The sequence below is a fragment of the Massilia timonae genome, from assembly GCF_001866515.1.
In the GTDB taxonomy this organism is placed as follows: Bacteria; Pseudomonadota; Gammaproteobacteria; order Burkholderiales; family Burkholderiaceae_D; genus Telluria; species Telluria timonae.
Genome location: NZ_JRYB01000001.1, coordinates 5,768,185 through 5,788,513 on the forward strand (window position 1 = coordinate 5,768,185; position 20,329 = coordinate 5,788,513).

At 65.3% G+C, this 20,329-nt stretch carries 25 protein-coding genes; 10 read left to right on the forward strand and 15 right to left on the reverse strand.

From position 1 onward, the window contains the following. Window positions 1–18: 18 nt before the first annotated feature. Both LO55_RS24630 and LO55_RS24635 read right to left on the reverse strand, forming a co-directional pair. Entirely contained in the window at window positions 19–699 is a 681-nt protein-coding gene (locus tag LO55_RS24630) for a class I SAM-dependent methyltransferase (protein WP_071363476.1), read from the reverse strand. A 10-nt stretch (window positions 700–709) separates the two neighbouring features. Next, complete coding sequence (locus LO55_RS24635) at window positions 710–1,648, reverse strand: CysB family HTH-type transcriptional regulator (RefSeq protein ID WP_071363477.1); 939 nt, start codon at window positions 1,646–1,648, stop codon at window positions 710–712. 181 nt (window positions 1,649–1,829) lie between these two features. Here LO55_RS24635 and LO55_RS24640 point away from each other — a divergent pair, with 181 nt between their 5' ends. Genes LO55_RS24640 through cobA form a run of 6 tightly spaced genes read left to right on the forward strand, consistent with a single transcriptional unit; the run spans window position 1,830 to window position 7,813 of the window. After that, window positions 1,830–3,518 (forward strand): nitrite/sulfite reductase, encoded by a 1,689-nt coding sequence (locus tag LO55_RS24640; RefSeq protein WP_071363478.1) that lies wholly within the window; start codon window positions 1,830–1,832, stop codon window positions 3,516–3,518. Then, complete coding sequence (locus LO55_RS24645) at window positions 3,511–4,068, forward strand: DUF934 domain-containing protein (protein WP_071363479.1); 558 nt, start codon at window positions 3,511–3,513, stop codon at window positions 4,066–4,068. Before LO55_RS24640 ends, LO55_RS24645 begins: the two co-directional genes overlap by 8 nt. Window positions 4,069–4,079: 11 nt before the next feature. Beyond that, on the forward strand, window positions 4,080–4,796 hold the full coding sequence (locus LO55_RS24650) for a phosphoadenylyl-sulfate reductase (protein WP_071363480.1): 717 nt from the start codon (window positions 4,080–4,082) through the stop codon (window positions 4,794–4,796). Between the two features lie 30 nt (window positions 4,797–4,826). After that, window positions 4,827–5,762 (forward strand): sulfate adenylyltransferase subunit CysD, encoded by a 936-nt coding sequence (cysD, locus tag LO55_RS24655; protein ID WP_005669306.1) that lies wholly within the window; start codon window positions 4,827–4,829, stop codon window positions 5,760–5,762. Next, complete coding sequence (locus LO55_RS24660; RefSeq protein WP_071363481.1) at window positions 5,762–7,078, forward strand: sulfate adenylyltransferase subunit 1; 1,317 nt, start codon at window positions 5,762–5,764, stop codon at window positions 7,076–7,078. Before cysD ends, LO55_RS24660 begins: the two co-directional genes overlap by 1 nt. A gap of 18 nt (window positions 7,079–7,096) precedes the next feature. Then, window positions 7,097–7,813 carry a uroporphyrinogen-III C-methyltransferase gene (gene cobA / locus LO55_RS24665; RefSeq protein WP_071363482.1) on the forward strand — a complete coding sequence of 239 codons (717 nt, stop codon included), beginning with the start codon at window positions 7,097–7,099 and terminating at the stop codon, window positions 7,811–7,813. A 9-nt stretch (window positions 7,814–7,822) separates the two neighbouring features. Here cobA and LO55_RS24670 read toward each other — a convergent pair whose 3' ends face one another. The 4 genes from LO55_RS24670 to lptF all read right to left on the reverse strand — a co-directional run bounded on the left by LO55_RS24670 (window position 7,823) and on the right by lptF (window position 12,532). Next, the gene (locus tag LO55_RS24670; protein ID WP_071363483.1) at window positions 7,823–9,676 is read right to left on the reverse strand and encodes a DUF4214 domain-containing protein; all 1,854 of its coding nucleotides are present in this window, start codon (window positions 9,674–9,676) and stop codon (window positions 7,823–7,825) included. A gap of 134 nt (window positions 9,677–9,810) precedes the next feature. Next, window positions 9,811–10,194 carry a sirohydrochlorin chelatase gene (locus LO55_RS24675; RefSeq protein ID WP_071363484.1) on the reverse strand — a complete coding sequence of 128 codons (384 nt, stop codon included), beginning with the start codon at window positions 10,192–10,194 and terminating at the stop codon, window positions 9,811–9,813. After that, window positions 10,194–11,378 (reverse strand): LPS export ABC transporter permease LptG, encoded by a 1,185-nt coding sequence (gene lptG, locus LO55_RS24680; RefSeq protein WP_005669296.1) that lies wholly within the window; start codon window positions 11,376–11,378, stop codon window positions 10,194–10,196. The genes LO55_RS24675 and lptG overlap by 1 nt, the downstream gene beginning before the upstream one ends. Next, window positions 11,375–12,532 carry an LPS export ABC transporter permease LptF gene (gene lptF, locus LO55_RS24685; RefSeq protein WP_071363485.1) on the reverse strand — a complete coding sequence of 386 codons (1,158 nt, stop codon included), beginning with the start codon at window positions 12,530–12,532 and terminating at the stop codon, window positions 11,375–11,377. Before lptF ends, lptG begins: the two co-directional genes overlap by 4 nt. Window positions 12,533–12,596: 64 nt before the next feature. Here lptF and LO55_RS24690 point away from each other — a divergent pair, with 64 nt between their 5' ends. Then, the gene (locus LO55_RS24690; protein WP_071363486.1) at window positions 12,597–14,090 is read left to right on the forward strand and encodes a leucyl aminopeptidase; all 1,494 of its coding nucleotides are present in this window, start codon (window positions 12,597–12,599) and stop codon (window positions 14,088–14,090) included. Window positions 14,091–14,164: 74 nt separating this feature from the next. Here the strand turns inward: LO55_RS24690 and LO55_RS24695 are convergent, their stop codons facing one another. From LO55_RS24695 to LO55_RS24705, 3 genes are all read right to left on the reverse strand, one after another. After that, the gene (locus LO55_RS24695; RefSeq protein ID WP_071363487.1) at window positions 14,165–14,620 is read right to left on the reverse strand and encodes a hypothetical protein; all 456 of its coding nucleotides are present in this window, start codon (window positions 14,618–14,620) and stop codon (window positions 14,165–14,167) included. A 71-nt stretch (window positions 14,621–14,691) separates the two neighbouring features. Beyond that, window positions 14,692–14,898 (reverse strand): DUF1653 domain-containing protein, encoded by a 207-nt coding sequence (locus tag LO55_RS24700; protein WP_071363488.1) that lies wholly within the window; start codon window positions 14,896–14,898, stop codon window positions 14,692–14,694. A 10-nt stretch (window positions 14,899–14,908) separates the two neighbouring features. After that, window positions 14,909–15,256: a phiTE_015 family protein gene (locus tag LO55_RS24705; protein ID WP_005669287.1), complete on the reverse strand. Its 348-nt coding sequence runs from the start codon at window positions 15,254–15,256 to the stop codon at window positions 14,909–14,911. A gap of 644 nt (window positions 15,257–15,900) precedes the next feature. On the opposite strand from LO55_RS24705, the gene LO55_RS24710 reads away from it, so the two are divergent. Further along, window positions 15,901–17,157: a tyrosine-type recombinase/integrase gene (locus LO55_RS24710; protein WP_071363489.1), complete on the forward strand. Its 1,257-nt coding sequence runs from the start codon at window positions 15,901–15,903 to the stop codon at window positions 17,155–17,157. 8 nt (window positions 17,158–17,165) lie between these two features. Here the strand turns inward: LO55_RS24710 and imuA are convergent, their stop codons facing one another. Further along, window positions 17,166–17,864: a translesion DNA synthesis-associated protein ImuA gene (gene imuA / locus LO55_RS24715; RefSeq protein ID WP_071363490.1), complete on the reverse strand. Its 699-nt coding sequence runs from the start codon at window positions 17,862–17,864 to the stop codon at window positions 17,166–17,168. Between the two features lie 98 nt (window positions 17,865–17,962). On the opposite strand from imuA, the gene LO55_RS26550 reads away from it, so the two are divergent. Both LO55_RS26550 and LO55_RS24720 read left to right on the forward strand, forming a co-directional pair. Continuing rightward, entirely contained in the window at window positions 17,963–18,202 is a 240-nt protein-coding gene (locus tag LO55_RS26550) for a hypothetical protein (protein WP_143054614.1), read from the forward strand. After that, window positions 18,186–18,554 carry a hypothetical protein gene (locus LO55_RS24720; RefSeq protein WP_071363491.1) on the forward strand — a complete coding sequence of 123 codons (369 nt, stop codon included), beginning with the start codon at window positions 18,186–18,188 and terminating at the stop codon, window positions 18,552–18,554. Before LO55_RS26550 ends, LO55_RS24720 begins: the two co-directional genes overlap by 17 nt. On the opposite strand, the gene lysC is transcribed toward LO55_RS24720, so the two are convergent. The 5 genes from lysC to LO55_RS24740 are packed head-to-tail and all read right to left on the reverse strand — an operon-like array spanning window position 18,555 to window position 20,316. Continuing rightward, on the reverse strand, window positions 18,555–18,797 hold the full coding sequence (gene lysC / locus LO55_RS27445) for an Rz1-like lysis system protein LysC (protein WP_143054615.1): 243 nt from the start codon (window positions 18,795–18,797) through the stop codon (window positions 18,555–18,557). Further along, complete coding sequence (locus LO55_RS24725) at window positions 18,700–19,113, reverse strand: hypothetical protein (RefSeq protein WP_071363492.1); 414 nt, start codon at window positions 19,111–19,113, stop codon at window positions 18,700–18,702. The genes lysC and LO55_RS24725 overlap by 98 nt, the downstream gene beginning before the upstream one ends. Further along, entirely contained in the window at window positions 19,110–19,595 is a 486-nt protein-coding gene (locus LO55_RS24730) for a lysozyme (RefSeq protein ID WP_143054616.1), read from the reverse strand. Before LO55_RS24730 ends, LO55_RS24725 begins: the two co-directional genes overlap by 4 nt. Then, window positions 19,592–19,837 (reverse strand): phage holin family protein, encoded by a 246-nt coding sequence (locus LO55_RS26120; protein ID WP_071363494.1) that lies wholly within the window; start codon window positions 19,835–19,837, stop codon window positions 19,592–19,594. The genes LO55_RS24730 and LO55_RS26120 overlap by 4 nt, the downstream gene beginning before the upstream one ends. Then, complete coding sequence (locus LO55_RS24740; RefSeq protein WP_071363495.1) at window positions 19,834–20,316, reverse strand: hypothetical protein; 483 nt, start codon at window positions 20,314–20,316, stop codon at window positions 19,834–19,836. Before LO55_RS24740 ends, LO55_RS26120 begins: the two co-directional genes overlap by 4 nt. Between the last annotated feature and the right edge of the window lie 13 nt (window positions 20,317–20,329).

Sequence of the window (20,329 nt, forward strand, 5' to 3'; positions counted from 1 at the left end):
GCGGTGCTTCCCGATCCATCACTTCAGGCGGCAGGTCAGCACCCAGTAGAATTCCCAGCGCGCGATCTTGATCTCGCGGCCGACCTTGTCCAGGCGCTTGCGCAGATAGCTGTCGGTCGGGTAGTTCTTGACCAGCTCGTGGCGGTTGCCGTCGGCGTCGAGCTGGAATTCGTGCGTATTGCCCTGCAGGTCGGTGCGGGCGATGGTGGCGCTCTCGGTTTCGACATAGGCGTCGTCGAAAACCACCAGCAGCACGTCCTTGCCCAGGCGCTTCTTGAGCGACAGCAGCAGCGCTTCCTGCTGGTCGCGCGTCAGGCGCGACCACAGGCCGGCCATGAACACGGCGCTGAACTTGTCGTCGCCGCTGCCGAGATCGTCCGGCAGCGCCAGTGCGTCGACCAAGCGGTAGTCGACATTGTCCAGGTCTTCGCCATGCATGCGCGCGAGGTCGAGCATGGCTGCGCTGGCGTCGGTTGCGAGGACAAAGTCGGCGCTCTCGGCCAGCACCTCGGTCCAGGCGCCGGTGCCGCAACCCAGTTCCAGGATGCGGTGGCCGGCCAGCAGGGTGGCGAGCTGCTCGCGCGCCTCGTCCAGGTCTTCCAGCTGCTCTTCCGAATACTCGGCGCTAGCGTTGTCGTAGTGGGCGGCAATGCCGTCGTAGTAGGCAATCACCGGGTTTACGGCACAATTATTGTCCATCGTCATTCCATCACAGTTCGTAGTTTTCCCCACCGCGCATCGCCGACTCGACCATCTTGCGGTTGAGCGTCGGCGTCAAGAGCTCGATGAAGGTATAGATATAGCTGCGCAGGTAGGCGCCCTGCTTGATCGCCACGCGCGAAGTATTCATGCCGAACAGGTGACCAACCGGCAGCGCGCGCAGGTTGCGGTCGCGCTCGGGGTCGAAGGCCATGCCGGCGATGATCCCGACGCCCATGCCCAGCTCGACATAGGTCTTGATCACATCGGCGTCGATCGCTTCCAGCAGCACATCCGGCTTCAGGTTGCGCAGGCCGAAGGCGTGGTCGATCTTGCTGCGGCCGGCGAAGGCGGCATCATACGTGATCACGGGGTAGCTGGCGATTTCTTCGAGCGAAATGGCGCGCGACTTGAACAGCGGGTGGTCCGGCGGCGCCACCACCACGTGTTCCCACTGGTAGGCGGGCAAGGTGATCAGGCCATCGACGGCGGTGATCGATTCGGTGGCGATGGCCAGGTCGGCCTGGTCGTTCTTGACCATGTCGGCGATCTGCTTCGGATTGCCCTGCAGCAGCGACAGGCGCACCTTCGGATACTTCTGCATGAAGCCCTGCACCACCTTCGGCAGCATGTAGCGCGCCTGGGTATGGGTGGTGGCGATGGTGAAGCTGCCGCTGTCGTGGGCGGCGTACTCCTTGCCGATGCGTTTCAGGCTGTCGATCTCCTGCATGATCAGCTCGACCGATTGCAGCACCAGCCGTCCCGGCTCGGTCAGGCCGCGGATGCGCTTGCCATGGCGGGTGAAGATGTCGACGCCCAGCTCTTCTTCCAGCTCGATGATGGCTTTCGAGACTCCGGGCTGGGAGGTGAACAATGCCTTGGCGGCATCGGTCAGATTGTAGTTCTGGCGTACGGCCTCGCGCACGAAGCGCAGTTGGTGGAGATTCATTTGATAATTATTGTTGTGTAAAGGACATCAGGCTGCTGCGAACGACATTCTAAGATGCTTATTCGGGTTACGTATATAAGCAAATAAATTATCCGTAGTTTGGAATATAAGCTTAGCTCCGTATCATCGGGACATTATTTAATGGGCGAACACCATCCGCCTCTCCATACGGACCCCGCTAATGTACCGCTACGACCATTACGACCACCTCATCGTGCGCGAGCGCATCGCACAGTATCGCGACCAGGTCGCCCGGCGCCTCTCCGGCGAGCTGCTGGAAGAAGAATTCCTGCCCCTGCGCCTGCAGAATGGCCTGTACATGCAGCGCCACGCCTACATGCTGCGCGTGGCCGTGCCGTACGGTCTGCTGTCGGCGGACCAGGTGCGCATGTTCGCCCATATCGCCCGCAAGTACGACCGCGGCTATGGCCACTTCACCACCCGCCAGAACATCCAGTACAACTGGATCGAGCTGGAGCAGACGCCGGACATCCTGACCGACCTGGCCTCGGTCGAAATGCACGCGATCCAAACCTCGGGCAATTGCATCCGCAACATTACCACTGACGAGTACGCCGGTGTGGCGGCCGACGAGATCATCGATCCGCGTCCGTTCGCCGAGATCCTGCGCCAGTGGAGCACCTTCCACCCCGAATTCCTGGCCTTGCCGCGCAAGTTCAAGGTCGCCATCAACGGCGCCCTGGAAGACCGCGCCGCGATCGCCGTGCACGACATCGGCCTGACCGTCGTGCGCAGCGAATCCGGCGAAGTCGGCTTCAAGTTCATGGCCGGCGGCGGCATGGGCCGCACCCCGATCCTGGGCAGCGTGATCCGCGAATTCCTGCCGTGGCAGCACCTGCTGACCTATACCGAAGCCGTGATGCGCGTGTATAACACCCACGGCCGCCGCGACAACAAGTACAAGGCCCGCATCAAGATCCTGCTCAAGGCCCTCGGCGTCGAGGAATTCACGCGCCAGGTCGAGGAAGAATGGGCCGACCTCAAGGATGGCCCCGAAACCCTGACCCAGGAAGAATTCGACCGCGTGGCCAAGTGGTTCCAGCCGCACGCCTACCGCGAGCTGGCGGATAGCGACGTCGCTGCATCGCAACCTGATAACCGCGCCTTCGCTAATTGGCTCAACCGCAACGTCAAGCCGCACAAGGTGCCGGGCTATGCCGCCGTCGTGCTGTCGCTCAAAAAGACCGGCGTGCCGCCAGGCGACGCCACTGCCGAGCAGATGGACTTCGTGGCCGAACTGGCCGACCGCTTCAGCTTCGGCCAGGTGCGCGTGACCCACGAGCAGAACCTGGTGCTGGCCGACGTCGAGCAAAGCAAGCTGTTCGAGGTCTGGCAGCTGGCCAAGTCGAAAGGCATGGCCACGCCGAACATCGGCCTGCTGACCGACATCATCGCCTGCCCCGGCGGCGACTATTGCTCGCTGGCGAACGCGAAATCGATCCCGATCGCCGCCGCCATCGCCGAGCGCTTCGACGACCTGGACTTCCAGCACGATATCGGCGACATCGAACTGAACATCTCGGGCTGCATCAACGCCTGCGGCCACCACCACGTCGGCAATATCGGCGTGCTGGGCGTCGACAAGGACGGCAGCGAGTGGTACCAGGTGTCGATCGGCGGGGCCCAGGGCAACGAGTCCGCCATCGGCAAGATCATCGGCCCGTCGTTCTCGGCGGTGCAGATGCCTGAAGTCATCGGACGCCTGCTTGAAGTCTATGTCCGCTGTCGCGTCGAGGGTGAGCGCTTCGTCGACACCGTGCAACGCCTGGGGATCGCCCCATTCAAGGAACACGTCTATGCCACGCCGATCGCGGCGGGCGAACTGGTTGGAGAGGACCACTATGCTTGACCGACACCCACAGATCATCAAGGGTCGCGAAGTGGTCGATGACGACTGGAGCGTACTGAAGCTCGACGAGGGACAAACCGCCGACAGCGTCGACGTCCCGGCCGGCAAGATCATCGTGCCGCTGACCGTGTGGCAAGCCCAGCGTGAAGCGCTCGCACAGCGTGCACAACTGGGCGTGTGGCTGGCGCCTGACGAAAGCGCGGCCGTGCTGAAGGACGACCTGCAGCGCTTCCAGGTGATCGCCATCGACTTCCCGAAATTTACCGATGGCCGCGGCTATTCGATCGCCTACAACCTGCGCAAGCGCCTGGGCTGGACCGGCGAATTGCGCGCGATCGGCGACGTGCTGCGCGACCAGCTGTTCCAGATGGCGCGCTGCGGCTTCGACGCCTACGCCACCCGGCAAGACCGCAGCATCCACGACGCGCTCAAGGGCCTGTCGGTGTTTTCGGAAACCTACCAGGCGACGGTCGACAATCCGATCCCGCTGTTCCGCCGGGTCCCTCGCGATACCCCGGCGGAGCACCGCGACGTCGGCGCCGGCATCTAGGAGCTTCCAGCATGAGCGACCTGCATCATCGCGTGGAAGAAACCCACGCGATACTGACCCGTATTGCCCGCGACTTCACGCCGGCCGTGTTCGCATCGAGCCTGGCGGCCGAAGACATGGTGCTGACCGACCTGATCCTGAAAGCGAAATTGCCGATCGCGATCTTCTCGCTCGAGACCGGCCGCCTGCATGCCGAGACGCTGTCGATGGTCGAGCGCGTCAAGGAAGCGTACGACTACGATATCGCCCTGTACCGCCCGCAACCCGAGGCGGTGGAGCGCTACGTCGCGGACCACGGCCTGAACGCCTTCTACGACAGCGTCGAGATGCGCAAGGAATGCTGCCGCATCCGCAAGGTCGAGCCGCTGGGCCGCGCCCTGGCCGGCAAGCGCGCCTGGATCACCGGCCAGCGCCGCGCCCAGTCGAGCACGCGCGCCGAGCTGGCGGTGCAGGAAGACGATGCTGCGCACGGCATGCAGAAGTTCAATCCGCTGGCCGACTGGAGCGAGCAGAACGTCTGGGACTACCTGCGCAGCAACGACGTGCCCTACAACGCCCTGCACGAGCGCGGCTATCCGTCGATCGGCTGCGAGCCCTGCACCCGAGCCATCCAGCCGGGCGAGGACGTGCGCGCCGGACGCTGGTGGTGGGAAAACCCGGAATCGAAGGAATGCGGCTTGCACGTGGTGGACGGCAAACTTATTCGCATCAAATCCGTGGCTGCTTGAGCCACGACCGAGAAAAGAACAGGCACAGCAATGACAACTATCAGCGACAACGTAATACTGAGCGACGTGAACGCCGCCCACCTGGACGCGCTGGAATCGGAAGCGATCCACATCCTGCGCGAAGTGGCGGCCGAATGCAGCAACCCTGCCCTGCTGTTCTCGGGCGGCAAGGACTCGGTGGTCCTGCTGCGCCTGGCCGAGAAGGCTTTCCGCCCGGGCAAATTCCCCTTCCCGCTGGTGCACATCGACACCGGCCACAACTTCGACGAAGTGATCGCCTTCCGCGACGCGCGTGCGGCTGAACTGGGCGAACGCCTGATCGTCGGCAGCGTCGAAGACTCGATCAAGCGCGGCACCGTGCGCCTGCGCAATCCGCAGACGGATTCGCGCAACGCGGCCCAGGCGGTCACGCTGCTGGAGACCATCGCCGAGCACGGCTTCGACGCCTGCATCGGCGGCGCCCGCCGCGACGAAGAAAAAGCGCGCGCCAAGGAACGCATCTTCTCGTTCCGCGACGAGTTCGGCCAGTGGGACCCGAAAGCCCAGCGCCCCGAGCTGTGGGACCTGTATAACACCCGCGTGCACCCGGGCGAGAACATGCGCGTGTTCCCGATCTCGAACTGGACCGAGCTGGACGTGTGGCAGTACATCGCCCGCGAACAGCTGGCGCTGCCGTCGATTTATTTCGCCCACCAGCGCGACGTCATCCCGCGCAACGGCCTGCTGGTGCCGCTGACCCCGCTCACCCCGGCGCGCGAAGGCGAAACCGTCGAAAACCGCACCGTGCGCTTCCGGACCGTCGGCGACATCTCCTGCACCTGCCCGGTGGCATCAAGTGCGGATACGGTGGCCGGCATCATCGCCGAGACCGCCGTCACCGAAGTGACGGAACGCGGCGCGACCCGGATGGACGACCAGACTTCCGAAGCCTCGATGGAGAAACGCAAGAAAGCAGGATACTTCTGATGAACGCCATGACTGAACAACTCAAGCAACAAGCCGGTTCGACCCTGCTGCGCTTCATCACCGCCGGCTCGGTGGACGACGGCAAGAGCACCCTGATCGGCCGCCTGCTGTACGACAGCAAGGGCATCTTCGCCGACCAGCTGGCCGCCGTCTCGCGCGCCAAGCACAAGCGCACCGTGGGCGACACCATCGACCTGTCGCTGCTGACCGACGGCCTCGAAGCCGAGCGCGAACAGGGCATCACGATCGACGTGGCCTACCGTTATTTCGCCACGCCCAAGCGCAAGTTCATCATCGCCGACACCCCGGGCCACGAGCAGTACACCCGCAACATGGTCACCGGCGCCTCGACCGCCGACGCCGTCATCATCCTGATCGACGTGTCGAAGGTGAAGCTGGGCGACGACGGCAGCGTCCAGCTGCTGACGCAGACCAAGCGCCATTCGACCATCGCCAAGCTGCTGCAGATCGAGCACGTGGTGGTGGCCGTCAACAAGATGGACCTGGTCGACTACGATCGCGGCGTCTACGAGCGCATCGTTGCCGAATACGAGAAATTCGCCGCTTCGCTGGGCCTGAAGGACATCACCGCGATCCCGCTGTCGGCGCTGGCCGGCGACAACGTCGTGGACCGTTCGGACAAGCTGGCCTGGTACGAAGGCCCGACCCTGATCGAGCTGCTCGAATCGTTGTCGGTCTATGACCAGTCGCACGCCGCGCCACTGCGCTTCCCGGTGCAGCTGGTGGCGCGTCACAACGGCCACGAGGCGAACGACTTCCGCGGCTATATGGGCCGCATCGAATCGGGCGTGGTCAAGGTCGGCGACAGGCTGGTGGTCCAGCCCTCGAACCAGAGCGCGACGGTGAAAGAGATCGTCACCTTCGACGGTTCGCTGGAGTCGGCCGTGGCCGGCCAGTCGGTGACCCTGGTGCTGAACGAATACGTGGACGTCTCGCGCGGCGACATGCTGGCCGGCAGCGAGCAGCCGGCGACCCTGCTCAAGCAAGTGACGGCCGACGTGTGCTGGATGGCCGACGAGCCGCTCGACCTGCGCCGCAAATACTGGATCAAGCACGGCACCCGCCAGACCGCGGCCAAGGTGGCGCGCCTGGACACCATCCTGGACGTGAACACGCAACAGCGTCATCCGGCCGAAGGCCTGAAGCTGAACGACATCGCGCGCGTGCAGCTGACGGTCCAGCAGCCGCTGGCGGCCGACGCCTATGCCGACATCCGCGCCACCGGCGCCTTCATCCTGATCGACGAAGTCACCCACCAGACCGTCGCAGCGGGTATGATCCGCATCGAAGAGTAATCGTTACAAGAGGACTGTATGGCGGCGCTGGGCAAGGTATATCTCGTGGGAGCCGGTCCCGGCGCGGCTGACCTCATCACGGTGCGCGGCGCGCGCCTGCTGGCCGAGGCCGACGTGGTGCTGTACGACGCCCTCGTCACGCCCGAGATGCTGGCGTTGTGCGCACGCGCAGAAAAGATCTCGGTCGGCAAGCGCTCCGGCCAGCGCTCGACGGCGCAGACCCTGATCAACGAACAACTGGTCGAGTGCGCGAAAAAACATGCGCTGGTGGTGCGCTTGAAGGGTGGCGATCCGATGCTGTTCGGGCGCGCCGACGAGGAATTGCGCGCGCTGGAGCTTGAAGGCATCGAGGTCGAGGTCGTCCCCGGCATCACCACCGCCGTCGCCGCGGCTGCAGCGACCAAGCAGCCTTTGACCAAGCGCGGCCTGGCGCGCAGCGTCGCCTTCTTCACCTCGAGCACGGCGCCGGACGAACCCGATCATCCTGCATTGCCCGAAACCGACACCCTGGTCCAGTACATGGGCGGGCGCGAAGCCGCCGCCACCGCCGAGCGCCTGCTGGCCGAGGGCCGGCGTCCCGACCTGCCGGTGGTGGTGGTGGAAAACTGCAGCCGCGCCGACGAGCGCATCCTGCGCCTGACGCTCACCGACCTTGCGCGCGGCCTGGAGCCGGGCCACGGGCCGGTGCTGGTGATGATGGGCGAGGCGCTCGCCAAACGCGAACACCAGGCCTGACGCCCAACCTTATCCGCCCCACGGCGTGAACGCGATCCCGTCCTGGATCGACCCGATCACCTGCGCCTGGTTTTCCGGGCTCTCGCTGAACTGCGCCAGCAATTCCTCGCGCGGCGCGTGATGCGCCTGCATCGCATCGACCCAGAACTGGCGTCCCGCCGCATCCGGCGCGCGGTGCAGCGTGTTCTGGTACAGCAGGTCGACGAATTGCGCATCGCTCGTGTGGGCGCCATACAGGTCGGTGAATTCCTGGCTGCCCGTGAATCCGGCGGCGACCGCCTGCAGGCTCACGCCCCGGTCCATCGCGGCGATCCAGTAGCCCAGCCCCGCCGGGTCGGGCGTGCGGTCGAAGGCCGCCGCGTACAGCCGGTAGGCTTGTCCGGCGGCGCCGTCGATGTCGAGCCTGAGCGCCTGCGGCTGCTCCTGCGCCTCCGGCACGGCGCCGGCCAGCACCCGCATCTCGATCCGGGTCTCTATCCGTCCAGCGCCATCGGCCTGGGCGTCGACCCAGGCCGCGGCGAAGCCGCCGTCCGCCAGCGCGCCCAGCGCCGGGCCGGCCTGGTCGCCCTGGCGCAGCTCGTTGATCGCGAACTCGCGCGCATCGAGCGCCTCGCCCCGGGCGTCGAAGCGGCGTCCGACAATCCCGTTGCCATCGAAGTCGCCCGCCTGCCAGGCCACGACGAAGCCGCCGTCGGCGAGCGCCGTCACCTGGGCGTCGAACCGACCGCCGATGCTGAAGTCGGTGTTGACCTGGGTGATGCCGCCCGCCGGCTGGCCGGCGGCGTCGTAGCGCTGGAAAAAAATGTCGCTGCTGGCGAAGCCGAAGGGGTTGTTGGCATAGCTGTCCCAGGCGACCACGAAGCCGCCGTCCGCCAGCGCGGTCATGCCGGGCAGCGGCGCGCCGGTGCCGGCACTGGCCGCCATGCCGTCGCCATTCACGGCGACCGGGGCTGCGCCGGCGCGCGCCAGGTAGACGTTGCCGTCGCCGATCTCGCCCCAGGACACGGCATAGCCGTCGCCGTGCGCCACGACCTGGGGACTGTAGGCCGTGCCGAGCGCGCCGAAGGTCTCGACGGCGCCGCGCGGCGTGCCATCGGGCTCGAACTGGCGCACCGCGACCTGCCCGCCTTCGCGCCAGGCCAGGGCGAAGGAACCGTCCTGCAAACACGCCAGGTCGGGCATGGCGGCGTCCGCATGCGCGCCGGTGTCAAGCCTGTGCGCTTCTCCGATGCCGCCGTCGGCGCCCACGATGCGGTAGGCGATGCCGCCATCCACGCCGTAGGCGAGCACGAAGCCGCCGTCCGCGAGCGCCGCCACCGCCGGCTCGCGCGCGGCGCCGCCGATCCCGGACACGGCATCGCCGATCCGGACCGTCAAGCCTGCGCTGCCCGCCTGCCATACGGCGACCAGGCGGCCATCGGCCAGCGTGGTCATGGCCGGATCGCTCGCGGCGCCGTTCGCGCCCGCCGCATACTCGGCGCCGAAGCCGGCCAGGTCTTGCGTGCGTCCCGCCTCCACCGCATACACCAGCGTCTCGGCGATGCCGAGGCCGGGCAAGGGATTGCCGCGCGCGTCGAGCTGATTGTGGTCGTAGTAGTGCACGGTCACCGAGGTCGAGCGGCCTTCCTCGAGCAAGGCCGCATTCGCCACGATCAGCCGCGCCGACATGTCGAGCGCCGGATCGTAGGCGATGCGGAACAGGCCGGGCTGCGTCTGGCCGTCGATGACCCAACGGCCGCCGGTCAGCGGACCGGTGTCGATGGCGCGCAAGGTGGCGGCGATGTCGCCGTCGTGCAGGGTGGTCAGCAGCGTGTCGCGGTCGTCGACGATGCCGACCGGTGCGTAGTCGAGTTCGATGCTCATGCGGATATCCTGAAGAAGACTTCAGGCGATCATGCACCAGGCAAGCTGTTCCTGATAGGGTGACGCTAAATATTATGCGGCTTTATGACGGAAAACCAACATATTATTTGAACATAAAGCCGGCAAGGCAAATATTAAATGCCGACCGCTGCCAGGCAATAATCGGTCATGGCGCGTTGCACACCCGGGTCTTCGCCGATCGCGCCGACCACGTTCAGGTTCAAGCCGGGATGCGCGGCGCGGATGGTGTCGCACAGGGCCGGCAGGTCGCGCAGCAGGTGGCCGCCCTGCCCCAGGAATACCGGCACCACGGTGACGTGCCCGATGCCGCGCGCGACCATCGCCGCCACCGTGTCCGGCAGGTTCGGCGTCATCAGCTCCAGGAAAGCCAGCGTCACCGCGCAATCGGGCGCCTGCGCCTGCGTGGCGTCGCGCAGGCGCTCGAACGGCGCCGCCCAGCTGGCGGCGCGCGCGCCGTGAGCGAACAGGACCAGGCCGCGCTGGGTCGAATGCGTCATCAGTGCCTTTCCACCCACCACAGCGCCCCGAGCGCCATCAGCAGGAACAGCAGGCTGGGCGCCACCGCCGTCAGGAAGGCCGGCAGGATGGTCAGCACGCCCAGGTGCGAGAACAGTGAATTGATGAGCAGGAAGCTCACCCCGATCATGATGCCGATGAAGATCTTGAGGCTGACGCCGCCGCTGCGCGTGTGCAGGTAGGCGAACGGCAGCGCCAGCGCCATCAGCACGAAGATCGAGAACGGATCGATGACCTTCTTCCAGAACGCGACCTTGAAGCGTTCGGTCTCTTGCCGGTTCTCGGCCAGGTGGCGCGTGTACACGGCGAGTTCGGCGGCCGACATGCGTTCGGGGTCGGAGCGCGACACCGACAGGATCTTGGGCGTGATCTCGGAAACGAGCACATAGCTGTCGAGCTTGCGGGTCGAGACCGAGGCCGTTTCCTGGCCATAGGTGCTCTGGATGGTCTGTCCGGCCGGGACCTTTGATCCGGGCGCCGGCAGCTCGCGGCTATTGGCGAACATGGTCTCGGTGACATCGGAAAGGCGCCAGGTATTGTTGCCGCCATAGGTGCCGCGCGCCGCCGTGACCACCGAGCGCATGCGCATATTGTTGTCGAACTCGTAGAGGCGCACGTCTTCGAGCTGGCCGTCGGCCGCGATGCGGCGCACGTTGAAGAAGCGCGAGCCGGTGATGTTGCCGCGCACGCCGTCCGCGTGCACGCTGTCCTTGGTCCACATGCCCGAGCGGAACTCGGCCGACACCGAACCGCCCTTGGCGGTCAGGCGCATGCGTTCGGCGATCGGCGCCGTGCGCGGCGTGATCAGTTCGCCGAACACGAAGGCGACCAGGACGAATACCGCGCCGATCTTGAACAGCATCATGGCGGCCTGGCGGGTCGACATCGACGAGGCGCGCATGATGGTGAATTCCGAGCTCGAGGCGAATTGCGCCATCGTATAGATGGTGCCGATCAGGGCGGCCACCGGCATCACCTGATAGACATTGCCCGGCACCAGCAGCAGCACGTACAACAAGGCGTGCTGCATGCCGAAGTCGTTCTTGCCGACCGACGGCAGGATGCTGGTCAGGTCCATGAAGGCGACCAGGGCCAGGAAGGCGGCCAGCACGAAGGCCACCGCCTGGAAAATATTGACGGCGAAATAGCGTTGGAGGATTTTCATTCCGCGCGCGCCTCCTCGCGCTTGGCGACCGGCGATTTCTTCAGATGGCGGCGGCGCTTGAAGGCGCTGATCAGGACCAGCGGATGATAACGGTGGTTCACGTTCAGGCGCCATGCGAACAGCCCCACCACCACCAGCAGCGCAGTCAGGTGCAATGGCCACCAGCCCATGGCGAAGGCGAGCTTGCCCTGCTTGACGCTGGCCTCCGACAGGCGCACCAGGTTGTTATAGGTGAAGAAGATCAGCAGCGCGACGATCAGGTTGGCCGACGACCCCGCGCGCGGATTGACGAAGCCAAGCGGAATCGCGAGCAGCATCAGGACGAGGCAGGTGATCGGCGCCGCGATGCGGGCCAGCAGCTCGGCCTGGGTAAAGCGGTTGGGCGCGACCAGCAGCGCCGGCGTGGACAGCGCCGATACCGGCACGTCGGCGCCGATCATCGGCGCCTGGGTCGCCACGCGCATGCTGTAGCGCTCGAATTCCATGGTCTGGAAATCGGCCTGGCCCGGCACGCCCTCATAGCGGCGCCCGTTGCTGAGCACCAGGAACTGGCCGCCCTTGCCGTCCGATTCGATCACGCCCTGCTTGGCCACCACCACCGAGTGGCTGTCGCCGTCGACGCCGCCGACGAACACGTTCTGCACCACGGTCGAGCCCTCGGCGCTGCGTTCGACGAAGAACACGCGGTCGCTCGAGCTGGATTCGCGGAACTGGCCCGGCGCCACCCGCTGCAGGTCTTCGCGCTTCTGGAAGCGCTCGACGAATTCGGCGCTCTTCATCTTGGCCCACGGCGTGACGACGAAGGACAGCGCGCCGACCAGCGCCACCATCGGCAGGCCGAGCGTGAGCACCGGTCGGATCCAGCCAATGAGGGATTGGCCCGAGGCGAACCAGACCACCATCTCGGAATCGCGGTAGCTGCGCGTGATGGTCGCGACCACCGCGATGAAGGACGTCAGGATAAGGATGATCGGCAAGAGCTCGGCGCTGCGGAAGACGATCAACGCCAGCACGTCGCCGGATGCCACCTTGCCGCCCGCGGCCCGGCCGAGGATGGCGATCAGGGTCCAGGTGACGAGGATGGAAAACAGCACCGTGAAAGTGGCGCCCGCGGCGCTCGCCAGTTCACGTTGCAGGGAACGTCGGAAAATCATTCAATAGAGTAGTTATAATTGCAGATTAGGCAGTCCGCCGCCAAACATCGAAACGGAGAACCAAATGGACTTTAGCATAAAAGCATTCGACACAAAAAACACCCTGGCCGCTGCGAAATCCGGCTGCATCGCGGTTGCGGTGTACGAAAACAAGAAACTGTCGGCTGCGGCAAAAGCACTCGATGTGAACGGCGACATCAGCGCGGCGCTCAAGTCGGGCGACATCAGCGGCAAGCCGGGTTCGACCCTGCTGCTGCGCGGCGTGGCCGGCGTGGCAGCTAGCCGCGTGCTGCTGGTCGGCCTCGGCGCCGATGAAGTCGTCAGCGAGAAAAGCTTTGCCACTGGCGTCACCGCCGCACTGAAGGTGTTCTCCACCCTGGGCGCGGCGGACGCCATTATCGCATTCCCGCTCGACAGCGTGAAAGAGCGCGACGCAAACTGGGCGCTGCGCGCCCTGGTGATCGGCGCCAGCGATGCGGAATTCCGTACCGACGGCCAGAAGAGCAAGAAGGATCCGGCCATTGCCGGCGTGCGCAAGATCGTCGTTGCCGCACCAAGCGCCGGCCTGGACAAGGCTGCCCTGACCCAGGCCGCGGCCATCGCCAACGGCATGAACCTGACGAAGGAACTGGGCAACCTGTCGCCGAACGTGTGCACCCCGACCTTCCTCGCCACCACCGCGCGCAAGCTGGCCGACGACTATGGCTTCGACATCGAGGTCCTGGAACGCAAGCAGCTCGAAGCGCTCAAGATGGGCAGCTTCCTGTCGGTGGCCAAGGGCAGCGACGAAGCGCCGAAGTTTATCGTCCTCAAGCACAACGGCGGCAAGGCGAAGGACGCGCCGGTGGTCCTGGTCGGCAAGGGCATCACCTTCGACACCGGCGGCATCTCGCTCAAGCCCGGCCCGGGCATGGACGAGATGAAATACGATATGTGCGGCGCCGGCTCGGTGCTGGGCACCTTCCGCGCCATCGGCGAGATGGGCCTGAAGCTCAACGTGGTCGGCATCGTCGCCGCCTGCGAGAACATGCCGTCCGGCCGCGCCAGCAAGCCAGGCGACATCGTCACCGCGATGAACGGCACCACCATCGAGATCCTGAATACCGATGCCGAAGGCCGCCTGATCCTGTGCGACGCCCTGACCTACGCCGAGCGCTTCAAGCCGGCCGCCGTGGTCGACATCGCGACCCTGACCGGCGCCTGCATCGTGGCCCTGGGCCACCACACCAGCGGCCTGTTTACCCGCGACGACGCCGCGCATGACGGCCTCGCGAACGAACTGCTGGACGCCGGCAAGCAGGCCGGCGACGTCGCCTGGCGCTTCCCGCTGGGCGAGATCTACAACGACCAGCTCAAGTCGAACTTCGCCGACCTGGCCAATATCGGCACCCCGGGCGCGGCCTCGATCACCGCGGCCTGCTTCCTGGAGAACTTCACCCGCAAGTACACCTGGGCCCACCTGGACATCGCCGGCACCGCCTGGAAATCGGGCGCCAACAAGGGCGCGACCGGCCGTCCGGTGCCGCTCTTGACCACGTTCCTGATGAACAGGGTGTAAAGCGAGGGTGCAAGCGCCGCCCGAGGCGCTGCAACGAGAACGGCCCCGCATGCGGGGCCGTTGTACTTGGTGGGTCAGAATACCCGCGTCTCGAGCGGATTCGCGCCCGCCGCCTCGGGTGGCGGCGCGGACGGCTGCATCACGACGGTCAGGATGGCCGGATAGCCATAGCCGGCCCCCGAATGGCGGTCGACGAAATACCCGAGACCCGCGCTGATGACCAGGTTGCCCATCAGGTTGCCGGTATCGAGCCTGGCCTGGACGACTTCGGCGGCGGTGGCCGCCGAACCCTTCTTGCAGCTGATCGACAGCGGCTGGCTGCTGCGGGTGACGGTCACGCGCCCGGGCGCGATCATGTACCAGCGGCCGACGTCATTGCTGAGGATGCAACCGACCCCGCCGATCTCGCGGTAATCGAGCACGGCGCGCACCTCGAGCTGCTGCACGGGGGAGTCGGACATGGTGGCGCATCCGCCCAGGGCAAGCGAGGCGAAGGCGGCAACGGCGAACGGGCGGAATGGAAACGACATGGCGGGCTTCAAGAGGCAGATGCCTGATTAACGGCAGCAAGGCGCCGCAACTGAAGCCCCGCCCGCTGCATTCACGCGGGCGTAGCGTCGAGCAGGGTGAAGCGCGGCAGGGTCTTGCCGTCGACCGCTACCCTCTCGAAGAAGGCGTCACGGGGCCTTACCCACACGACACCATCCTGGCCGCGATAGACGATCACGGGTGTGTGATCGGCTTCCAGCACTGCTTCGCACACCAGCTCGTAGATGCCGCCCTTGTAATGACGGTAACGCGTCGGCATGCGGACGGGGTCAAGCCTTCTCGGTCTCGGCCTTCTGCTTCTTCTTCAGGCCCTGGATGACCTTGAGCACGCCTTCCATGCCGGCGGTTTCGTCCAGTTCGCTGAAGGCATCCAGCACTTCGTTCAGCACGCGGTTGCGCACGGCTGCTTCGTCCTGGGCGATCGCCGGCTTCTGCTCGCCATCCTTGGCGAACTTCGACGGGGCATCGGCGGCGGCCTTGGCGCCATGTGCCAGCGCTGCCTGCCAGATCACCCAACGGCGCTGGGTTTCAAAAACGAGGTATTCCTCGGGCTTGTCTTCGCGGCGGCGAACAATATGACCCTCACGCTGGGCCCACGCTTCAAATGCACTGCGCATTTCTGTCCTTTTTCAAATCTGCGTTCGGATTATTAACTCGTGAAACCGAATATTTCACAATAGTACCACTACCGCGTGTCGATGGCCCTGGACAACTGTGCGGTCCGACCGAACCTGCTTCACGACCCGCTAATGGTACAATGGAAGTTGCCCTCACGCAATTTTATTATTACCGAAAAGCAACAAACTCACACTGCCGAGTTCGTTTACATCAACTCCACTGATCTGGTTTATAGCGCCGACCCGGCAATGGAGCAAGACTCTTTGGCAATCTGTTAATCAATTTTATTATCACCTGTTGCGATTTCACCAAGGGACCACCCTGCATCTCTCTCCTTGGAGAGAGCGGTCGCCCGATGGAACACCGCAAACTCGGTGATAATAGCTCGTTGGCAAGCAACTTGGCCGCACGACAGTATGTTACAGCCAACACTCTACCATGACACACATAGAACAATGAAAATAGTTACCTGGAATTTTCAGGGGTGTGTGCGGGCGTCTCTTGCTGTCTCTCAAAGACTCATTCTCATCCTTGGCATGACCTCGTGATGTATCCTGTTGTCTCATCTCGGCGCTGACTTGCGCAGTCCCGATTTGTAGCTACGTTTGTAGCTACGAAACTGACCACAAATTGGATGTATAGAATGGCACGACGAGGTATTCACCTGCTGAGCGACATGCAGATCAGGCGATGGGTTGCCGCTGGCGAGTCAATCGCAAAATCAGATGGCGGCGGATTAACCTTTACGCTATCTAAAGCTGGGACTGCAACCTGGGTGCTGCGCTATATGTTAGCAGCAAAGGCGCGCGAGCTGACGCTGGGCAATTACCCCGACCTGAGCCTGTCCGCGGCCAGGAAGATGGCGGCGGAGCGCCGGGTGGAGATCGATAAGGGGAATGATCCGGCGGCGCAGAAGCGCCAGGAGAAGCTGGCCGCACGAACGGCGTGGACCGTCCGGGAACTGGCAAGCGACTATATCGAGAAGGTACTGGAGGCCGGGCACCTGGCTGAAGGGACAGTGTACTACCGCAAGCAGGACCTGAACAACGTGATCGTGCCCGCGCTGGGTGTGGATGAAGTGCGCGCGACGAGCCCGGAAGCGATCGTCGATATGCTTGAGAGGTCTGGCAAGACTTGGACCGTGCAGAATAGGATCTTGACCACGGTCACCCAGCTTTTCGACCACGCCATCGGGCGCAAGCTCATACGAGTGAACCCGGCGGCCGGCATCAAACTGACTGCCCTGCTCGGCCCCCGCCCTCCGATCCGCCGACGCATCATGCTGTCCGAAGCTGACTTGCGGAAGCTGCTGGCGGGGGTCGAGGATATTGGAGTCGAGAATGCACTGGCGTTCCGCATCATGCTGGCGACCTGCGTCCGGACTGTTGAGCTGGTCAAGGCGCGCTGGGAGCATGTGGACTTTGACAATGGAACCTGGCTCGTGCCCGACGAATCTGTAAAGACGCGGACCGGCTTTCTCGTACCGCTGACGCCGACGGTGCTGGGCTGGTTCCGAAAGCTGCACGCATTGGCCGAAGGGTCTGAATGGGTGCTCCCCGCCCGCCGCGCCGATCGCGTCGGCAAGCCAGTCGGCCGCACCACCCTATGGGCAGCCATCGAGCGCGCGTTCAACCGAGGCGATATCGACATTCAGCGCTTCACGCCGCACGACACGCGAAGCACGGCTAAAGGCCATATGCGCAACATGGGCGTGTCCAGGGAAATATCCGAGATCGCCCTCAATCACGCGCTGAAGGGAATGGACGCGATCTACGACGTGCGCGAAGAAATTCCAGAACGGCGGAGCGCTCTGGAGCTGTGGGCAAACTTCCTGGTTGCCTGCGAATCTGGACAGCCCTGGAACGTCGTGCCCATCAGAGGGCAAATCAAGGCAGCGTGACGGGTGCGCTATTGGTGCATCGCCGGCTCTGCGACGGGCTGCGCCGGGACGGTTTGGGGCTGCGGCTGAAGGCGATGCGCCGGGTTGATCTGCATCGGCAGGAACAGCGGCTCGTCGCGCTGCGGCCCTCGCCTTTTCACGAATCCGACCTCCAGGCCGCCGGCGCGCGGGCGCAGCGCCAGGCGCAACGGCGCCGGGGATGCGTCCTGCGCTGAGGCGAGCAGCCGGATCATGAAGAACAGCGTCTCGCCCTCCTGCGCCGCCAGGGTCAGGCGCCGCTGACTCTCGGCCCGGATCTGGTGCTGCCAGAACAGCAGCGCGCCGCAGCTCCCGCTGCGCAGCACCTGCTCGGCCGCCCACAGCGCATCGGCAGTGCGGTCGGCGCGCAGCCATAGCGCCGACTCGGGCGGAATGTCCATGGCGGCCAGGGCCAGCGCCTGGGGCGGGTGCGGCGGCTGCAGGAACGCGATCTGCCGCTTCGCCACCTTGGACAGCGCCGGCGCCAACAGGCGCAGCTCGCCGATTCCGGGCTGCTGCGTGTGCAGGTCCGTCATCGATCCAGTTGGCCAGCCGCCGCCCGGCAGCTGGTTGTCGAGCGACGGGTGGCCGGTGCTGATACAGCGCGACGTGCTGCGCGCCAGCTGCGAAGCACGCCAGAGGGATGGGTGCAGGTCTTCGGGGTTGATCTTCGCGGCTGAGGTGAGCATAGTCGACTCGCTGGAATACTGTGCGTTTATACAGTATAGCACCATGCCAGATTGATACCGCTCGCGGCGAACGTCGGCCGTTCCGCTACGCTGTCTCGATGCATACTCGAACCGACCTCGCGACTGCCGCCCAGATCGACCTGGCCATCAACCTCGCCGCCACGCACGGCGCGCACGCCGCGGCCGCCGGACTGCGCCAGCAAGGTATCGCGCTCGAGCTTGCCGTGCGCGTGCTGCTCAAACCTTGGTTGCGCCGTAATGCCACTTCGACCATGCCCGTAGGAGCTACAATTGGGCATGGCGACCAACAATGGAACCGGAATGAGCATCGATCGTGAACTGCTAGAACTGGCAGCGCAGGCCTATTTCGGCGCTGATGGCTTTGAATGGAATGCCTGCGCCGGCTCTGCCGGCTGCATTCAGTTCATCCCACCTGGCCGACGTGGCTACGTGAACTGGGAGCCGCTCACCGATGACGGCGACGCGCTGCGCCTGGCGGTGAAACTGCAGCTTACGGTTTGCAATGAGCACGTTTCCGCTGGCGTGGCCTACTGCACCCAGGACGACATCACGCTGGCGGAAGAGCGCTCGGGCAGCAATGAGACCAAGGTGATCGACGCCGACTTCGCCGCCACCCGCCGCGCCATCACGCTTGCTGCGGCCGAGATCGGGCGCATGGAGTCTCGATAGCTACTTCGGCCAGGCCTGAACCGTCTTCGCGTGCCGCGCCGCACATTCCGCGTACTGGCGCAGCAGGTCGATAGCCCAGGCTTGCCAGACGTCGTAGTCGTCGGCGGCCGGGCGCTCGACCTTCGGGCACGGCGCCGCCAGCTCGCTATCGAGGGATGCTTTTGTTGGCGGCGTCGATTGCGGCGTCGAGGTTGCGCACCCGGACAGGATCAGGGCGGCAATCAGCGGGAAGAGGCTTCGCATTGCGCAGCTCCTTGGTGAGCGCCGTCATGCGCGGCGCCAGGGTGGATTGGATGGTGGCGAACTCGGTCGCGGCCTGGCGAATCGTCGCGGCGTCGGCCTGGACGTCGGCGAGCGCGGTCTCGGACAGCGTGGCTCGGAACTCGGCGTGCGCGCGCTGCAGGTCGGCCAGCTCGGCGCCGTGCCGCCAGCCGTTGGCGACCCAGCCGGCGGCGCCGGCCAGCAGCAGGCTGACCAGCACCAGGATGCCGGCCGCCAGCGCGCGGTACGATGCCGCGGCCACGGCCGGCGCCGCGACTGCGGTTGCGAGCGGGATCACGGCAGACCTCGCAGGCAGATCTCGCGCTCGGCCTGGCGCCGCAGCGTCAGCCCCCGCACGACCTTGCCGCCGACCTTGTTCCACATGAGCAGCGCGTCGCACGCGCCCGCCATGTCGCCGGCGTTCGCCCGGCGGGCCATGCTCGAGCCACAGAAGGCGCTCACGCCGATGTTGTAGGCCGCGTCGACGAAGGCCACCTTCTGGCCATCCGTCAGGCGGTCCATCGGCACGCAGCGCGCGATGCCTGCGGAGTGCCGCTCCAGGTCGCGGTCGAGCTGCGCGCGGCACTGTTCCGGCGTGTAGGTCTTGCCCCACTGCGCGTTCTCGGTGGCGCCGGTGCAGTAGGACAGCACGCCGCCCAGGTCGCGGTAGGTCGTGAGCTCGGTTCCCTCGAACCGCGGCGTCAGGTCGTGCAGCGCGCCGGCGGCGACGGCGCCGACGATGGCGACCAGGCCAGCCAAGCCGGCTACACGGCGGCTCACGACTTCACCTCGCATGCCTGGGCCTGCAGCTGCGCCAGCCGCACTTCGCGCTCACGCTGCTCGAGGTCGGCCAGGCGCTTCTCGCGCGCGTTCTTCTGGCTCGTGTACCAGGCATTCAGGCCGAACGTCAGCAGCGCGGTCACGATGCCGACGATGATGCCGACCTGGGTCAGCGTGAGGGACGTGCCGATCGCAACGGCGCCGCCGGCGTAGCTGCCCATTTCTGGCGGGGTGATCTTCATTTTTGCCTTTCTTCGGGCGTAAAAAAACCCGCCGTAGCGGGCTGTTGCAGGAGGGTGAGCGCGCTGGCCAGCGTGCCGGGCGAGTATCGCCAGGGGTCCGGGATGCCGAGCGCAGCGGCCACCGCCTCGGAGCAGAACCAGCGGCGCTGGCTGTGCGGGATCGGCGCCAGCACGAACTGCAGGTTGCCGACCAGGTCGTACGGCGCGCCGTCGTGCTCACGGAACCACTGCCACGCGTGCTCGGCCAGTTCGTCGGGCAGGTCGATGAAGTCCCAGCGCGCCGGGTCGAAGTCGATCACCTTGGTGCGCACGCCGCCGTCGATGTTCGAGGCGGAGGCGGCCAGCCCGCCAGCGCACTTCTCGCCGTCGTAGAAGATCAGCTCAACGTGCGAATACGGCGATCGGGTCCACCACCGCACTAGGCGGTTGTAGATGCCGGCCAGGCCCGGGCGCGTGCCCTTGTAGAACGCTGCTTTCATCAGGATTCCTTTC

Coding starts and splice junctions, on each gene's coding strand:
- LO55_RS24630 (WP_071363476.1), bottom strand. CDS start 699: ATGGACAATAATTGTGCCGTAAACCCGGTGATTGCCTACTACGACGGC.
- LO55_RS24635 (WP_071363477.1), bottom strand. CDS start 1,648: ATGAATCTCCACCAACTGCGCTTCGTGCGCGAGGCCGTACGCCAGAAC.
- LO55_RS24640 (WP_071363478.1), top strand. CDS start 1,830: ATGTACCGCTACGACCATTACGACCACCTCATCGTGCGCGAGCGCATC.
- LO55_RS24645 (WP_071363479.1), top strand. CDS start 3,511: ATGCTTGACCGACACCCACAGATCATCAAGGGTCGCGAAGTGGTCGAT.
- LO55_RS24650 (WP_071363480.1), top strand. CDS start 4,080: ATGAGCGACCTGCATCATCGCGTGGAAGAAACCCACGCGATACTGACC.
- cysD (WP_005669306.1), top strand. CDS start 4,827: ATGACAACTATCAGCGACAACGTAATACTGAGCGACGTGAACGCCGCC.
- LO55_RS24660 (WP_071363481.1), top strand. CDS start 5,762: ATGAACGCCATGACTGAACAACTCAAGCAACAAGCCGGTTCGACCCTG.
- cobA (WP_071363482.1), top strand. CDS start 7,097: ATGGCGGCGCTGGGCAAGGTATATCTCGTGGGAGCCGGTCCCGGCGCG.
- LO55_RS24670 (WP_071363483.1), bottom strand. CDS start 9,676: ATGAGCATCGAACTCGACTACGCACCGGTCGGCATCGTCGACGACCGC.
- LO55_RS24675 (WP_071363484.1), bottom strand. CDS start 10,194: ATGACGCATTCGACCCAGCGCGGCCTGGTCCTGTTCGCTCACGGCGCG.
- lptG (WP_005669296.1), bottom strand. CDS start 11,378: ATGAAAATCCTCCAACGCTATTTCGCCGTCAATATTTTCCAGGCGGTG.
- lptF (WP_071363485.1), bottom strand. CDS start 12,532: ATGATTTTCCGACGTTCCCTGCAACGTGAACTGGCGAGCGCCGCGGGC.
- LO55_RS24690 (WP_071363486.1), top strand. CDS start 12,597: ATGGACTTTAGCATAAAAGCATTCGACACAAAAAACACCCTGGCCGCT.
- LO55_RS24695 (WP_071363487.1), bottom strand. CDS start 14,620: ATGTCGTTTCCATTCCGCCCGTTCGCCGTTGCCGCCTTCGCCTCGCTT.
- LO55_RS24700 (WP_071363488.1), bottom strand. CDS start 14,898: ATGCCGACGCGTTACCGTCATTACAAGGGCGGCATCTACGAGCTGGTG.
- LO55_RS24705 (WP_005669287.1), bottom strand. CDS start 15,256: ATGCGCAGTGCATTTGAAGCGTGGGCCCAGCGTGAGGGTCATATTGTT.
- LO55_RS24710 (WP_071363489.1), top strand. CDS start 15,901: ATGGCACGACGAGGTATTCACCTGCTGAGCGACATGCAGATCAGGCGA.
- imuA (WP_071363490.1), bottom strand. CDS start 17,864: ATGCTCACCTCAGCCGCGAAGATCAACCCCGAAGACCTGCACCCATCC.
- LO55_RS26550 (WP_143054614.1), top strand. CDS start 17,963: ATGCATACTCGAACCGACCTCGCGACTGCCGCCCAGATCGACCTGGCC.
- LO55_RS24720 (WP_071363491.1), top strand. CDS start 18,186: ATGAGCATCGATCGTGAACTGCTAGAACTGGCAGCGCAGGCCTATTTC.
- lysC (WP_143054615.1), bottom strand. CDS start 18,797: ATGCGAAGCCTCTTCCCGCTGATTGCCGCCCTGATCCTGTCCGGGTGC.
- LO55_RS26120 (WP_071363494.1), bottom strand. CDS start 19,837: ATGAAGATCACCCCGCCAGAAATGGGCAGCTACGCCGGCGGCGCCGTT.
- LO55_RS24740 (WP_071363495.1), bottom strand. CDS start 20,316: ATGAAAGCAGCGTTCTACAAGGGCACGCGCCCGGGCCTGGCCGGCATC.